The sequence below is a fragment of the Thalassotalea sp. Sam97 genome, from assembly GCF_041379765.1.
GTDB classification, from domain to species: domain Bacteria; phylum Pseudomonadota; class Gammaproteobacteria; order Enterobacterales; family Alteromonadaceae; genus Thalassotalea_A; species Thalassotalea_A maritima.
The window spans coordinates 796,132-810,461 of record NZ_CP166919.1 but is presented as its reverse complement, the minus strand read 5'-3'; the positions used below and the strand labels follow the sequence as shown (position 1 = coordinate 810,461).

Below are 14,330 nucleotides of genomic sequence, written 5' to 3'. Positions count from 1 at the left end.
TCATGAAATCACCTAAACTCATTCTACTCACCTTGGGATTTATCGGTGGCTTCTTCGCGTTGCAAGGTATTGCGAACGAAGTCGCAACGCTAAGGGATTTCGAACCAATAGATTCCCAGAAAAAGCCATCGGCGATAATGCCGATGAACAACAGCAGTATCAAGCAAAGACGTGCTTATCCGATGCAACCACCGTTGATACCGCATCAAATAGAAAACTACCAAGTCGACTTGAAAGTCAACAAATGTATGTCGTGCCACGCACGAAATCGAGTCGAAGAATCGCAAGCGACTATGGTCAGTGTTACCCATTATATGGACCGCGACGGCAACTTTTTAGCAGAAATATCACCAAGACGATATTTTTGTAATCAATGCCATGTTCCTCAATACGAGAACAAGCCATTGGTGTCGAATGAATTTGTCGATATGCACACCTTAATTAAGGCAAAACAGGCAAATCAAAAGACCGAAAAACCATAAGGTGAGAGGTAACCTGTATGAAAGATAAAATTGTAAGAATGTGGAAGACCCTGCTACGCCCTAGTGTCCATTACAGTTTAGGCGCATTAGTGATGGGCGGCTTCTTCGCGGGGGTGATCTTTTGGGGTGGTTTTAACACTGCGCTAGAGCTAACCAATACTGAAGAATTTTGTATTGGTTGCCATGAAATGGAAAATAACCCGTATGAAGAGCTAAAAACCACCATTCACTTTACTAACCGCTCTGGTGTAAGGGCTACCTGCCCTGACTGCCATGTACCGCATGAGTGGACCGACAAAATTGCCCGAAAAATGCAAGCTTCGAAAGAAGTTTGGGGTAAAGTATTTGGCACCATTAATACCCCAGAAAAATTTGAAGCGAAACGCCGCACCTTAGCTGAACACGAATGGGCTCGATTAAAAGCTAACGACTCCTTAGAATGTCGTAATTGTCACAACTTCAATTACATGGACTTTACCGCCCAGAGCCCTAGAGCCAGTTACCAACACTCAACCTCGCTCGCTAACGGCGAAAAAACCTGTATTGATTGCCATAAAGGTATTGCCCATCAGCTACCCGATATGGAAGGTGTCGAAGGTTGGTAATGACAACATTGCGGGTGTAAAGAGTGATCGGCGTCACTATCCCTCAGAGCAGAACAGATAACTCATTGCCACTTAAGGTTAGTTTTCACTTAAGTTTATTTTGCGAAGAGTTATCTGTTTACGAACCATTTCGCTAACAATGTGGGGTGTTAGCTGGGGTGTTAGCTGAGCAAATAATCAAAAGGCTCAACCCAAACCTGCTCTTGATCAGCCACCGCACCTTGCTCTCTCGCCAGAATAATAAAACAATTCGCCTGATCAAAACTCGACAATATCCCCGAACCTTGCCCACCGGTGCTAGATACAATGGGTTGCCCATTAGGGTAACTTAATATGCCACGTTGAAAATCCATCCGCCCAGGGCGCTTTTTCAAAGGGCCTTGGCAGCTAGCCAAAAACCGCGGGCGCTCAGTCGGATGTTTACCTTGCATTTTCTCGATAGCCGGAACAACGAGCTGATAAAACGTCACCACCGATGAAACAGGATTACCCGGCAAACCACAAAACAGGCTCTCAGATAAGCGGCCAAAAGCAAATGGTTTTCCAGGTTTCATAGCAATTTTCCAAAAAGTTATCTCACCTAACGACTCTAATACCTGCTTGGTGTAGTCCGCTTCGCCAACCGACACACCGCCGCTCGAGATAACTATATCGGCCTGTTGATTAGCGAGCAAAAACGCCTCAGCAAGTGCTTGTTCATCATCGCCAATAATACCTAAATCAATAATATCGACATTCATTTTGCTTAATAAAGCATGCAGAGCAAAACGGTTACTTTCATAAATATCACCAGCTGTTAATCTCTCGCCAGGGCTTTTTAATTCATCCCCTGTCGCCATAATCGCTACGCTGACTTTTTTGTACACATCAACATGAGTAATGCCGAGCGATGCCAGCATGCCTATATCGACCGCTGTAAGCTGATGCCCGCATTTAAATATTGTTGCGCCTAGCGCGATATCTTCGCCAGCATATCGAACGTTTGCCTTTGCTTGTGGCCAGTGATTGATAACAATATGATCTTCCCTCGCGGTGACGTTTTCTTGCATCACCACCGTATTACAACCGTCAGGAATGATGCCGCCAGTCATAATACGCACGCACTCACCTAAGTTGACTTCTCCCTTATATGGATTGCCAGCAAACGACTTACCAACAACCTTGAGTGATGTACAACTCGGTTGCTTGTCTAAATAAAACGCATAACCATCCATTGCGGAATTATCGTGACCAGGAACAGCAAGCGTTGATTGCACATCGATTGCTAATACCCGGCCCAGCGCATCATTTATTGCCAGCATTTGCGTTTTCTTGATTGGTTTCACTGACGCCAACAACTGTTGCTTCGCATCGCTAAATGGCATCAACTCTGGATTAGCACAAGGGTCTATCATCACCGTCTCTTACTATCAATTTACTATTGTTTTCACATTTAAAATAAAGAGTAACTCATTCATTGTATTGATGTTAGTGTTTTCATTACGTGAACTTTGTCGAAAAACCAGAGTAATGAGTCAGCATAGTTGTAACTATGCTGACTAAAACACACTTACAACGCCGTTAACGGCCTTATTTTTGGCACATTTTGGCAATAAGTGTTAGGCTTATTAGCAATGGTTAGACTCTGTTTAGCCCCAATAAATCGCCGAGCCTGGCTGTCTAAGCAAACGCTTTAATCGTCTTTGTATGATAATCAGGCCGTAATAATGGTCGCTCAGTAAGCTCATTATTACCAGGGTCATCGTGGAAACGCGCTGGCCTCCCGAACTTGGAAAGGTGACATGTTACAAGACTTATTTGGTCGTAGGTTTTATTACCTGCGTCTCTCCATTACCGACGTTTGCAATTTTCGTTGCGATTATTGCCTACCTGATGGCTATCAATGTGATCATGATAGGCAATTTTTAACATTGCCAGAAATTTCGCGAATCGTTCGAGGCTTTGCTCAACTTGGCACCGAGAAGATCCGTATTACCGGCGGCGAACCGGCGTTGCGTAAAGACTTACCTAATATCATAGAGCAATGTAAACAAACACCAGGCATTCGCACCGTAGCTATGACCAGCAATGGGTTTAATATGGACTCGCAACTAGACAACTGGCTAGAGGCTGGCCTCGACGCATTGAATGTATCGATTGATTCATTCGATCCTCGTCAATTTCAAGCTATTACCGGTAAGGATAAACTCGATAGCATCTTATCGGCCATTGATAACGCCTTGTCTAAAGGGTTTAAAAACATCAAAATAAATACCGTGTTGATGCGTGAATATAACGCCAACGATTTGGCGCAATTTTTTCACTACGTAAAAGATAAACCGATCAGCCTGCGCTTTATTGAACTCATGCAAACTGGCGATAATAAAGCGTTTTATGAGGCACAACACGTAAGTGGGCAGCATATTAAAAACCAGTTACTCGCCAATGGCTGGATAGAAGCTATTCGCGATAAAACAGCGGGCCCTGCCCAGGTGTATCAACATTCTGACTACCAAGGTAGTATTGGCCTCATCATGCCGTACGCCAAAGATTTTTGTAGCACCTGTAATCGACTACGAGTGAGTAGCTTAGGTAAACTACATTTATGTCTGTTTAGCGAGCAAGGTTTAGATATAAGACAGTATCTACAAGATGATAACAGCCAACCATTGCAGCAGCATTTGCAACAACTTTTGCAAGATAAAAAAGTCTCGCATTATTTGCATGAAGGGTTGACTGGTGCCACCAAGCATTTGTCCATGCTCGGTGGCTAGAAAGTGAAATCATAACGAACAGTGCAAGCTGTGTGCTGCTTCGTTTCGTTAGGGATTGCCTATGGTGCAAATCTCAATAATAAAGAAAAATAACAAATGAATAATTGTTTAGAATGTATTGGTGTTGTACTTGCTGGTGGCCGATCATCGCGGATGGGCCGTAATAAAGCGCAGCTTAAATTAGGTGAGCAAACCATGCTCAACCACTGTCAACAACTATTGCAACAATGCCATGTCAGCAAAGTCGTCATATCAGGTGCCAATAACGGTGGTATCGCCGATGTGGTCGCCAATGCAGGTCCCTTGGCAGGTATTTACTCGGTGATCCAACAATATCGGCCAAGCAGCCTGCTCGTGCTACCTATCGACATGCCATTTATCGAGCAACACCACTTGCAAAAACTGAAACTAAAAGGCTCACTTGCAAATAAGGTGACGCGCTATCAGCATTCAAGTTTACCCGCTTATATCCCCGTTTCGGCTCCTTTACTTGACTACCTCGAACGCTCGTTTGCCAGTGAACAGTTTGTCCAACATGGTAAAGGACCGTCATTTAAACAAGCTTTTGCTCGAACAAGTGTTATCGATCTTGATATTGATTCACCACAAGCACTGGTTAACACCAACACGCCAGAGCAATGGCAACAAGCACTAACGCAATTAAAGCAACAAAAAATGAAAGGACGTATCTAAATGGCTAAGCACTTGATAAATAAATTTTCGCCGTTAAATATCGCCGTTTTAACGGTTTCAGATACGCGTGATGAACAAACCGACACATCGGGTCGCGCGTTAGCGGATGAATTAGTCGAATCAGGCCATCAATTGGCTGAAAAAGCCATTGTCAAAGACGATATCTATCAAATTCGTGCTATCGTCAGCCAATGGATAGCAGACGATAACATTCATGCCATCATCACTACCGGCGGCACCGGTTTCACAGCACGGGACAACACACCAGAAGCTATTAGCGTGTTGTTTGACAAGCAAGTAGAAGGGTTTGGCGAACTGTTTCGCTATATCTCATACCAAGAAATTGGTACATCGACCATACAATCTCGAGCATTTGCCGGTATGGCCAATAAAACCGTTATTTTCTGCGTGCCTGGCTCAACCAATGCGTGCAAAACCGCTTGGCGTAAAGTCATTAAAGAGCAACTGGATGCTAGCCATCGCCCATGTAATTTTGCACCGCATTTAAACCGAACCAATGAGTGTGATAGTCGAGGCTAGGATGAGTGAATCAATACCACAATTTAGTCACCTTAATCGCCAAGGCGAAGCCAATATGGTTGACGTCAGCGAAAAACCAATAACAGCACGTGTCGCTCGCGCAGAGGGTTTTATCAGCATGAGCGAAGAAACCCTTACTCTATTAACACAAGGCAAACATGCCAAAGGCGATGTGTTTGCCGTCGCGCGTGTTGCGGGCATTCAAGCAGCAAAGAAATGTAGTGATCTTATTCCTTTATGTCACCCTCTCATGCTGTCTAAGGTACAAGTCGATTTTCAAATCCTCAATGAATGTCAGCAGGTTCGGGTTGAAACAATGTGTAAATTAGCCGGTCAAACTGGGGTTGAAATGGAAGCATTGACCGCCTGTAGCGTTACCTTGCTAACACTATTTGATATGTGTAAAGCAGTCGATAAAAGCATGCAAATTGGCGACATTCGAGTATTAGAAAAACACGGTGGTAAATCTGGAGCTTACTACGCACCGGCAAAGGAGATATAAATGATAAACGTATTGTTTTTTGCCTCGCTGCGCGAACAACTCAAGCTTGCAAATATGCAAATAAGTAGCGATAACATTGCTACTGTCGCTGACGTTAAGCAGCATTTAATCGGCCAAGGTGAACCCTTTTACTCGGCTATCCATGATAAAAGGTTACTGGCAGCGATTAACGAAGTTATGTGCCATAACGATGATAGCCTAGTAAACGATGGTGACACACTGGCGTTGTTCCCGCCGGTCACCGGAGGCTAGCTATGACCAATACGTTAGTAAAAGTGCAGCGCGAAGATTTTAATTTTGCAGACGAAGTCGCTCAATTAGAAGCCGATAATGTCTGTGATGGCGCTACGGTTACTTTTGTTGGTCGAGTGCGAAACCATAATGATGGACAGCAGGTCTTAGGACTGCACCTTGAGCACTACCCAGGCATGACAGAAAAGGCATTACAAAACATTGCTGTTCAAGCGCGTGACAAATGGTCGCTAGGCAAGGTAACCATCATTCATCGCTACGGTGATTTGGCCCTAGGTGAGCAAATCGTCTTTGTTGGCGTAACTAGCAAGCACCGACAAAGCGCTTATCAAGCAAATCAATTTATTATGGATTACTTAAAAGTTGCTGCACCGTTTTGGAAAAAAGAGCTAACCGCACAGGGAGAGCGTTGGCTTAGTGCCAAGCAACAAGATAATGATGAGGCGGCTAAATGGTAAAAACTTGGTTTTTCGCTGTTTGCTGTTACTGGACAGTGATAGGCTTTGCTCAAGCTAATACCTTACGTATTGCTAGCTCAGCAAACTTTAGCAATACACTTCAGGCGCTGACCAAGGAGTTTGCTAAACAGCATCCTCACCGTGCGAAAATATCAACAGCTGCAACAGGTGTGCTCTATCAACAAATTCGTCACGGCGCACCCTTTGATATATTTTTTTCCGCCGATGTTCGCCATGCCCAATTACTTGAACAACAACAGCTAATTGACGAGTCTTATCGCCATACCTATGCCTATGGTCAATTGGCTTTATGGTCAAACACCGAACAAAGTCCTATCAGCTTAGATAAGCTAACTGATTACCGCGGGCGTATCGCGATTGCGGCACCACATATCGCCCCATACGGCCTAGCGGCGAAGCAGGTATTGTTTAATAAAAATTTATGGTCTAAGTATCATAATCAACTGATCACTGGTCATAACGTAAATCAAACGTACCAGCAAACCTTAACTGGTGCGGTTGCATACGGCTTCATTTGCTATAGCCAGTTATTAAGATCCAATCAAGGTCATGGTGTATTAATAGATCATCGTTTACACCAACCGATTGAGCAACAAATGGTGGTACTGAAGAATGCGAAAAACCATGACTTAGCGAGGGCATTTTTTGATTTTGTATTATCCGATGCAGGACAACAACTGATCACTGAGTCCGGTTACTTACCGGCCAAGCACATCACCACTGATGCAAATTCTGCGGCGACAGCTAGCACCGCTCATCATCAGATGGTCAATCAGCAATCTAATAAGTAGACGTGATAATGGAAAGTTACAACGAATATTTAGCGCTTGCGACTACCTTAAAGCTGGCATCGATAACCACCATAATATTGCTGATTATTGGCACACCTATGGCTTGGTATTTAAGTCGTATGCGCTCCCGTGTCAAAGTCGTGCTAGAGGCTATTGTGGCGCTGCCCCTAGTGTTACCACCAACGGTTTTAGGCTTTTACTTGTTACTGTTGTTCTCTCCTAATACCGCCAGCGGCGCGTTTTTGCAATCGATTAGTGGCTATTCTCTGGCATTTTCATTCACAGGCATTGTTATTGGCTCGATCATTTATTCATTACCGTTTGTGGTGCAACCATTACAAAAGGCCTTTGAGCAAATTGGCGATACCCATATTGAAGCCGCAGCAATGCTTGGCGCTGGGCCTATTGACCGCTTTTTTAACGTTGTGGTACCGATGACCAAAGCATCGTTTATTACCGCAGCTAGCCTTGGCTTTGCGCACACGGTTGGCGAATTCGGCGTGGTATTGATGATAGGCGGTAATATCCCTGGCGAAACACGGGTACTTTCTATTGCCCTATTTGACCAAGTAGAAGCGATGAATTACCAAGCGGCTCACGCATTAGCTGCAGGCTTGCTGATTGGCTCACTAGTGTTATTGGCTTTAATTTATTTACTCAATTTTCGTGTTGAACGAAAAGTTAAGGTTGTACGATGAATCACTGTGCTCAATCAAAGGTTCGTGAAACAGTTAATGACAACTCGAGCATGGTGTTAATTGTCGATATTCTGTTATCTTACCCAGAGTTTCATTTGCGTTGCCAACATGAGTTTGATTTGCAAGGAATTACTGGTATTCTCGGCCACTCGGGATCAGGAAAAACCAGTTTGCTTCGTTGTATTGCCGGCCTTAACCGTGATGCGCGTGGCGATATTAAGCTCAGTAATCGTGTTTTACTTGGCGAACAATACAATATCCCTGCCGAACAACGACACATCGGTTTTGTCTTCCAAGACGCTCGTTTATTTGTCCACCTCAACGTACTTGATAATTTGCGTTTTGCGCAAAAGCGCTGTCATACAACGTCTGTCTCGTTAGACGAAATTTGTCAATTAACGCACATTACCCCTCTGCTAAATCGCGATGTTACAAAATTATCAGCAGGAGAAAAGCAGCGCGTAGCCCTAGCTCGAGCGTTGTTAGGTTCGCCTAAATTACTGCTGCTAGATGAACCTCTAAGTTCATTAGATCCTAAAAGCCGAGGCGAGTTGATCAACTTATTACGTGATATTCATCAGCAACTCAATATCCCAATGATCTACGTAAGTCATTCGTTAACAGAAATTCAGCAGCTAGCAGATCACGTATTAGTCATGAGTCAAGGTGAAATTATTCAGCACGGTCACGTACACCAAGTACTCAACCACCTTGATCAATCCATTGCCAGTGAGTTTGCACAACAAACATCGTTGCAATTGACGGTTCAGCAACACTTGTTTAATTTTGGTCTCACGCAACTGGCGTTAGTCGATGGCAAGGGAAATAAGCTGACACTATTTGCTAACCTCATTAACCAGCCTTTGGGTAATACAGTACGTGCATACGTGCTTGCTAGTGATATATCAATAACCCTTGAGAAGGTAAATCACAGTTCCATTAACAATATCATTGCTGGCCATGTAGGCAAGATCCAGCGCCTCAACAATAACCTTGCTTTAGTCTCGGTACGGGTGTTAGATAGCGACTTTCAAATTACCATCTCACGCTATTCTGTTGAGAAATTGGCGTTGAATGTTGGCTGTGCCGTGTATATTCAATTTAAGGCATCTGCTATACGCCATTACTAGGGCGTGTTGACCTAACGGCTATAACCGCAGCTTAATCATGCTACTCATAAATTATCATATAGAAAAAAGCCCTCATAGCGAGGGCATTTTTCTATATGTTTAGTTGCGATGAATTCGTTATTTAAATAACCCCATATTGCGATCATTGATCGCCTCGCGCCAGCCACCGAGCCAGTGCATTTTTGCTTCTGTATTTTGATAAGGACAGTTTTCTCTATTTTTACCACTCAAGCCCGCTTGATAACCATTAGAATGCGCTCTATCTAGACGATCTCGTTTTTGTCTTTTCATAGATGACTCCTCTATATTTTGATTTATAAATAACCTGAAATGTTATTTTGAGGTGGTCGAAAAATACAGCATCGACCCTACTAATATAGACATAATTAGATCGGCTATGCAACCCCTAAGCTAGGCAAAAACATCACACCAAAAACCAACCATGGTGAAAGCGTTTTAACCATAAACGTGCAGTAAAGTGCGTTAATAAGCTGGCGATAAATAAGCGCCAATAATGCTGTCATTTATCTGTAATAAAAACATCACGTTAATTTGCCGTTGCAATAACGTGAAAAAGACACTGCCACGTAGCAGGTATTTTATTAATTGAAAAAAGTGATTAAAAAATCACTTAACATTGAAATATTTCAACGACAATCCGATGATATTTTGTCGGTTAAAGAGCGCTAGTGCCTGTTGCGATTACCGATCATTTAGTAATGGCATCAGCATCGACTCCAAGCCATTAAGCTTGACTTCATAAACCAATGCTAACTGCTCACCTAACTTGCCTGCAGGAAAACCAGTACTATGAAACCAAACAAGATAAGGCTCAGGTAATAGCAATAGCTTACGCCCTGCGTATTTGCCAAACGGCATGGTGGTATTAATCGCGGCTAATAAGGCTTTTTGATCCATGAAAGGTAAACTCGTAGTATATTGACAGAAGATAGCTATTATTCAGATTTGACTGAAAAAGAAAATACCGTGATGAAAAAATTAGATAAAGCGTATATAGCTGGTGGCTGTTTTTGGTGTATTGAAGCGCCATTGCAGCGTGTAGCCGGTGTAGAGCGTGCCATTAGTGGTTACATGGGAGGTAAGACTGCCAACCCAACCTATCAAGACATTTGCTCAGGCTCAACCGGGCACGCCGAAGTCGTTGAGATTGAATACGACAGCGATGTTCTCAGTTACCAACAGTTGTTATTGATTTTCTTCAGTATGCACGATGCAACGCAACTGAACCGTCAAGGAAATGATATTGGCACACAATATCGCTCAGCCATATTTTACAAAGACACCGAACAACAACACACGGCACAACAGGTCATTGATGCACTCAAACAAAGTGGTGAATATCAACGCCCTATTGTCACCACGTTAGAGCCACAGCAAACGTTTTATCCAGCAGAAGAGGCACATCAACACTACTTTGATCGAAATCCATGGCAACCCTACTGCCAAATCATCATTGCCCCAAAGCTAGAAAAACTACAAAGCTTATTTGCTGATTACTTGAAAAAATAATATCTAATGGTTTGGCTGATAAAAGTCTATCTAAACGCAGCCTAATTAATTCTAAATTTCACTCGTGGTTTAGTTAGGTGACTCTGCGTTTAGAATGACTTAGATTACCAAGGCGGCTTAAACAACCATGATTGGTTAGTACATCATAGCGAATAATTTTCGACGATAAGTCGTTGCTAACTTATCACCATCAGCAAGACCGGCAATCACATCTAATAATAACTTTTTACTATCAGCATCACTGCGATCTTTTGATAGCAAACCGTATAGCAATTCCAAGGCTTCACTTTGACGATTCACCTGCGAATACTGCACAGCTAACTCGCGAACTAATTCGCTGTTGTCTGGCTCATCAGCAACTTTTGCTTCTAACGCTTGAATTTCAGGTGAGTTACTGGCTTTTTCAGCGAGTTCTAGTTTTGCTAATAGTGATTGATAATAATGATCTTGATCCACCATCATCACACTATCAAGCAGCGCCTTAGCATCGTCTAATTTACCTAACTGTAAGTAAACATCGGCAAGCGCTTTTTTGATATCACCGCGCCCGCCATCTAATTGATATGCCTGAGCTAACGGAGCCAAGGCATCAGCAGCATTACCTTGTTCGAGCAATTGTTGGCCATTAGATAGCAAAATATCTTCTTGTTTTGGTAAATACTTACTTAGAAATTCATTGAGCGACTCATCGGTTTGCGGACCAGCGATACCATCAATAGGCTGACCTTGTTTCACCATAACCGCAGTCGGTAACGATTGAATACCAAACTGTTGAGCAATTGCTTGTTGACTCACACAGTCTACCGTCGCTAAGGTTACAAAGCTCTCGAAGCCTTGTAGCTTTTGTATCAACTTATCTCTTAATTCAACACTCTCTGGCATTTGCTCGGCGTAAAAATCAACGAGCACTAAACTTTGCTGAGACTGCTCAAGCACGACCTGCTGGAAGTTTTCTGGGGTTAGTGCAACAACGGATTCAGACATGATATTTCTCTATTTGAATAATTTATTATTAACATAAGGGCTTATACACTGATTACAAGGGTGACGAGCGGTTAAAGTATTGATTGGTCATTAACTACTTTGCCCACTGTGATGAACCGCATCAATGATCACTAAAATACAAATAGCAACGGGCGCCAGTTGCTGTTCAACTTCCAATGCATAATGATCCGTGAGGCTAGCCCAAGCTTTGCTTACTTGCGCTAGCACCTGTTCTCCATCACTTAAGGTGAATTCATGGCTTAAAAAATCGCCCACAATAGTGATTTGCTGCTCGCCAAGATAAGCCATAAAACGACTTTTAAATATTGGCGTAAACATTTTCATCACCTTCATTGTTACACCATTACTAAAGTGCACATAAAAGGTTGGCCTAAACGCCAATAACTTTTGTTTGATGGTCGCTAGTAATGCGTCGTTGGCGTCATATAAGTGTAACGTTTTCCCAAGGCTGAAGAACTGACCATCGACTTGATACGCCACTTGCTTATCAGCATCAAGAATTTGATATTTATCAGTGAGCGAAAAGAACTTTTGATTTAATTGGTATATCACTACAACGCCCTGTTGGTACAATTTATGGTGGCACACTTAACAAAAGTGTACAGGTGTTATTCTTTAGCTTACGTCAATAAGCCCTATTTACCAATATTATCAATCATCTAGAACAATGATAAAGAGTATCAGCTCAACTTCACGGTCATAATATTAACGACAACAATCTAAAGCAGTATTTATTTGCAATCACAATACATCGCTGATTGTAGAAAATACCAACAAAGATCAACACGCCCTAGCGTTTATTTGCTATTATTGCCGATAAATAACCCTCGCTATACAGTAGGAAACTTTATGAGCAACGAAACAGAGCAGTTTACCCCATTTGTCGATATGGTAAACGAAGAAGAAAAGTTATTTGCCTTGCAGGCAGAAGACGGTGAATGGGTTGTTTGTGACTCAGCTTTTTACGAAGACGCCGATGTTATGCCTTTGTGGGGCAGTGCAGAAGATGCAAATAAATTTTGCGTCGATGAATGGGCCGACTATCAAGTTGCAGAAATTCCATTAGAAACATTTCTTGAAGAGTGGGTCAGTGATCTTAATGATGATGGCGTGCTTATCGGTGTGAATTGGCAACTAGATGAAAATGCAGAGGAAATGGATGCCATCGAATTTGCCAAATTACTGGTTAAAGCGTTTTAGAGACTGCCAACGCATCCGCGCAATATAAACGCGTGATATGCTCTAACGCATGTTTTTTTGAGGACTATGATGATAGTCCTCATCTTGATATCCAGATAAGACTCTATTTCACTACTCTCTAAGCTAAATCAATCTAACAATAGTGACTACTTATTGGTGGGTGATGCACTGCTGCCCGCCAAGATACCACCATCGATAACCAGTTCACTACCGGTGACATACTTCGACTCATCAGATGCTAAATAAACAGTCGCATAAGCAACATCATCCGTATCCCCCATATGGCCCAACGGTATGTCTTTAGATATCATCGATATCGCGGCTTCGCGTTCAGCTCCCTGCCCCAACATTGAATCCCATAATGGCGTTAAAATAGCGCCAGGATGAATAGAATTACAGCGAATAGGATAGCCTTGTTGGGCACAATACAAAGCCACGGTTTTACTGTGATTGCGAACCGCCGCTTTACTTGACGCATACGCTGCAGCACCAGGAATGCCCACCATACCAGAGCGAGAGGAAATATTAATAATACTGGCCGCAGGTGAGGATTTCATCAGCTTAATGGCTGCACGGCAACCAAACGCCACACCGTCTAAGTTGACTTGATGAACTCGGTGCCAGCTCTGTAAATCAAAATGCTCAGGATCAAATGGCCCTGGTGTTTCATTAAAGCCTGTTATCCCAGCATTGTTGACCAATACGTCAAGTCGGCCATACCGTTCAAACAAATAGCCACACATGTCATCCCAGGCTTGCTCGTTTGAAACATCCAGACTTACGTATTCAACGGCATCACCTAACGCCTGACACACGTGCATACCAAGTTCATCGTCAATATCAGTCGCAATAACCGTTGCCCCCTCTGCGACAAATCGTTCGACGATAGCTTGCCCTATCCCTTTCGCTGCACCTGTGACTAAGGCAATTTTATTGGTTAGCCTTTGCATGTTACTCACTCCCTTACTCGCCTTTTCGACGTCTTGCCAACTAAAAACGAATCGATATCGATAACTACATTAAGTATGTCGTAAGTACGCTATTAAACAACACTTGTCGATTCGATATCATCAACCTAGCTTATCACTACACTAACCTCTGTCCATCATATATCCGTCTGTTTTTTACGTATTTTTTGTAAAAAACACGGTTGCATAAAAACTAGGCATAAAATATGCTGAGTTTACTGCGTTGAGGCTTTGCCACACAACAAACGCATCATTTTTGTGCAAACAAGATGATGCATTGCACTTTGAATATGCAACGTAGGGAGATAGATAATGCTTACTAAAAAATTTTTTAAAACAAAAGATGAAGCAGAAATAACATTCGACTTTTCACGTGATGACGTAGAGTCTGCGGCATTGGTCGGCGAGTTTAACGACTGGCAACCAATCAACATGAAATACGTGAAAAGCGCCAAGGTATTTCGAGCAAAAGTTCGTTTACCCAAAGATCAACAATTTGAATTTCGCTATCTGTTAAATGGCGACGAGTGGGAAAACGACTACAAAGCAGATAACTATTTAGCCAATGAATACGGCTCTGAAAACTCTGTTGTGTCAACTCGTGGATAAACCATTATGGCGAGCCGTTATATACACTCGCCAATTCTCGTAATATTAACTATGTAAACATTTCCAATATCGAAAAGCTCTTATAAAAGGATA

Annotated in this window: 20 protein-coding genes and 1 riboswitch; of the genes, 14 read left to right on the top strand and 6 right to left on the bottom strand. The window is 42.7% G+C overall.

Features of this window, described 5'->3' with window-relative positions:
- Nucleotides 1-2 precede the first annotated feature (2 nt).
- Entirely contained in the window at nucleotides 3-482 is a 480-nt protein-coding gene (locus ACAX20_RS03615) for a nitrate reductase cytochrome c-type subunit (RefSeq protein ID WP_371188685.1), read from the top strand.
- A gap of 17 nt (nucleotides 483-499) precedes the next feature.
- Entirely contained in the window at nucleotides 500-1,087 is a 588-nt protein-coding gene (locus ACAX20_RS03610; protein ID WP_371188683.1) for a cytochrome c3 family protein, read from the top strand.
- 161 nt (nucleotides 1,088-1,248) lie between these two features.
- Here the strand turns inward: ACAX20_RS03610 and moeA are convergent, their stop codons facing one another.
- Entirely contained in the window at nucleotides 1,249-2,481 is a 1,233-nt protein-coding gene (gene moeA, locus ACAX20_RS03605) for a molybdopterin molybdotransferase MoeA (RefSeq protein WP_371188682.1), read from the bottom strand.
- A 237-nt stretch (nucleotides 2,482-2,718) separates the two neighbouring features.
- Nucleotides 2,719-2,882, top strand: a riboswitch (molybdenum cofactor riboswitch).
- On the opposite strand from moeA, the gene moaA reads away from it, so the two are divergent.
- From moaA to modC, 9 genes are all read left to right on the top strand, one after another.
- Nucleotides 2,869-3,840 (top strand): GTP 3',8-cyclase MoaA, encoded by a 972-nt coding sequence (gene moaA, locus ACAX20_RS03600; protein ID WP_371188680.1) that lies wholly within the window; start codon nucleotides 2,869-2,871, stop codon nucleotides 3,838-3,840. It overlaps the preceding riboswitch by 14 nt.
- Nucleotides 3,841-3,936: 96 nt before the next feature.
- Nucleotides 3,937-4,533, top strand: coding sequence for a molybdenum cofactor guanylyltransferase (locus ACAX20_RS03595; RefSeq protein ID WP_371188678.1), 597 nt, complete (start codon nucleotides 3,937-3,939; stop codon nucleotides 4,531-4,533).
- Entirely contained in the window at nucleotides 4,534-5,073 is a 540-nt protein-coding gene (gene moaB / locus ACAX20_RS03590; RefSeq protein ID WP_371188676.1) for a molybdenum cofactor biosynthesis protein B, read from the top strand.
- Between the two features lies 1 nt (nucleotide 5,074).
- Nucleotides 5,075-5,575: a cyclic pyranopterin monophosphate synthase MoaC gene (moaC, locus tag ACAX20_RS03585; protein ID WP_371188674.1), complete on the top strand. Its 501-nt coding sequence runs from the start codon at nucleotides 5,075-5,077 to the stop codon at nucleotides 5,573-5,575.
- Nucleotides 5,576-5,827, top strand: coding sequence for a MoaD/ThiS family protein (locus ACAX20_RS03580; protein WP_371188672.1), 252 nt, complete (start codon nucleotides 5,576-5,578; stop codon nucleotides 5,825-5,827).
- Nucleotides 5,828-5,829: 2 nt separating this feature from the next.
- The gene (moaE, locus tag ACAX20_RS03575) at nucleotides 5,830-6,285 is read left to right on the top strand and encodes a molybdopterin synthase catalytic subunit MoaE (protein ID WP_371188670.1); all 456 of its coding nucleotides are present in this window, start codon (nucleotides 5,830-5,832) and stop codon (nucleotides 6,283-6,285) included.
- The gene (modA, locus tag ACAX20_RS03570) at nucleotides 6,279-7,097 is read left to right on the top strand and encodes a molybdate ABC transporter substrate-binding protein (protein ID WP_371188668.1); all 819 of its coding nucleotides are present in this window, start codon (nucleotides 6,279-6,281) and stop codon (nucleotides 7,095-7,097) included. The genes moaE and modA overlap by 7 nt, the downstream gene beginning before the upstream one ends.
- Before the next feature lie 8 nt (nucleotides 7,098-7,105).
- On the top strand, nucleotides 7,106-7,795 hold the full coding sequence (gene modB / locus ACAX20_RS03565) for a molybdate ABC transporter permease subunit (RefSeq protein WP_371188666.1): 690 nt from the start codon (nucleotides 7,106-7,108) through the stop codon (nucleotides 7,793-7,795).
- On the top strand, nucleotides 7,792-8,925 hold the full coding sequence (gene modC, locus ACAX20_RS03560; protein ID WP_371188664.1) for a molybdenum ABC transporter ATP-binding protein: 1,134 nt from the start codon (nucleotides 7,792-7,794) through the stop codon (nucleotides 8,923-8,925). The genes modB and modC overlap by 4 nt, the downstream gene beginning before the upstream one ends.
- A 117-nt stretch (nucleotides 8,926-9,042) precedes the next feature.
- Here modC and rmf read toward each other — a convergent pair whose 3' ends face one another.
- Nucleotides 9,043-9,216: a ribosome modulation factor gene (gene rmf / locus ACAX20_RS03555; RefSeq protein ID WP_371188662.1), complete on the bottom strand. Its 174-nt coding sequence runs from the start codon at nucleotides 9,214-9,216 to the stop codon at nucleotides 9,043-9,045.
- Between the two features lie 411 nt (nucleotides 9,217-9,627).
- The gene (locus ACAX20_RS03550) at nucleotides 9,628-9,843 is read right to left on the bottom strand and encodes a DUF3820 family protein (protein WP_371188660.1); all 216 of its coding nucleotides are present in this window, start codon (nucleotides 9,841-9,843) and stop codon (nucleotides 9,628-9,630) included.
- Between the two features lie 72 nt (nucleotides 9,844-9,915).
- On the opposite strand from ACAX20_RS03550, the gene msrA reads away from it, so the two are divergent.
- Nucleotides 9,916-10,455, top strand: a complete 540-nt coding sequence (gene msrA, locus ACAX20_RS03545; RefSeq protein ID WP_371188658.1) for a peptide-methionine (S)-S-oxide reductase MsrA — start codon at nucleotides 9,916-9,918, stop codon at nucleotides 10,453-10,455.
- Nucleotides 10,456-10,590: 135 nt separating this feature from the next.
- Here the strand turns inward: msrA and ACAX20_RS03540 are convergent, their stop codons facing one another.
- Nucleotides 10,591-11,439, bottom strand: coding sequence for a co-chaperone YbbN (locus ACAX20_RS03540; protein WP_371188656.1), 849 nt, complete (start codon nucleotides 11,437-11,439; stop codon nucleotides 10,591-10,593).
- A gap of 90 nt (nucleotides 11,440-11,529) precedes the next feature.
- Complete coding sequence (locus tag ACAX20_RS03535; RefSeq protein ID WP_371188654.1) at nucleotides 11,530-12,012, bottom strand: LURP-one-related/scramblase family protein; 483 nt, start codon at nucleotides 12,010-12,012, stop codon at nucleotides 11,530-11,532.
- Between the two features lie 297 nt (nucleotides 12,013-12,309).
- Here ACAX20_RS03535 and ACAX20_RS03530 point away from each other — a divergent pair, with 297 nt between their 5' ends.
- A complete protein-coding gene (locus ACAX20_RS03530) occupies nucleotides 12,310-12,660 on the top strand; it encodes a DUF2750 domain-containing protein (protein ID WP_371188652.1) in 351 nt (116 codons plus the stop codon).
- A 146-nt stretch (nucleotides 12,661-12,806) separates the two neighbouring features.
- Here ACAX20_RS03530 and ACAX20_RS03525 read toward each other — a convergent pair whose 3' ends face one another.
- Nucleotides 12,807-13,610, bottom strand: coding sequence for an SDR family oxidoreductase (locus tag ACAX20_RS03525; protein WP_371189568.1), 804 nt, complete (start codon nucleotides 13,608-13,610; stop codon nucleotides 12,807-12,809).
- Nucleotides 13,611-13,940: 330 nt separating this feature from the next.
- On the opposite strand from ACAX20_RS03525, the gene ACAX20_RS03520 reads away from it, so the two are divergent.
- Nucleotides 13,941-14,237 carry an isoamylase early set domain-containing protein gene (locus ACAX20_RS03520; RefSeq protein WP_371188650.1) on the top strand — a complete coding sequence of 99 codons (297 nt, stop codon included), beginning with the start codon at nucleotides 13,941-13,943 and terminating at the stop codon, nucleotides 14,235-14,237.
- The last annotated feature ends 93 nt before the right edge of the window (nucleotides 14,238-14,330 follow it).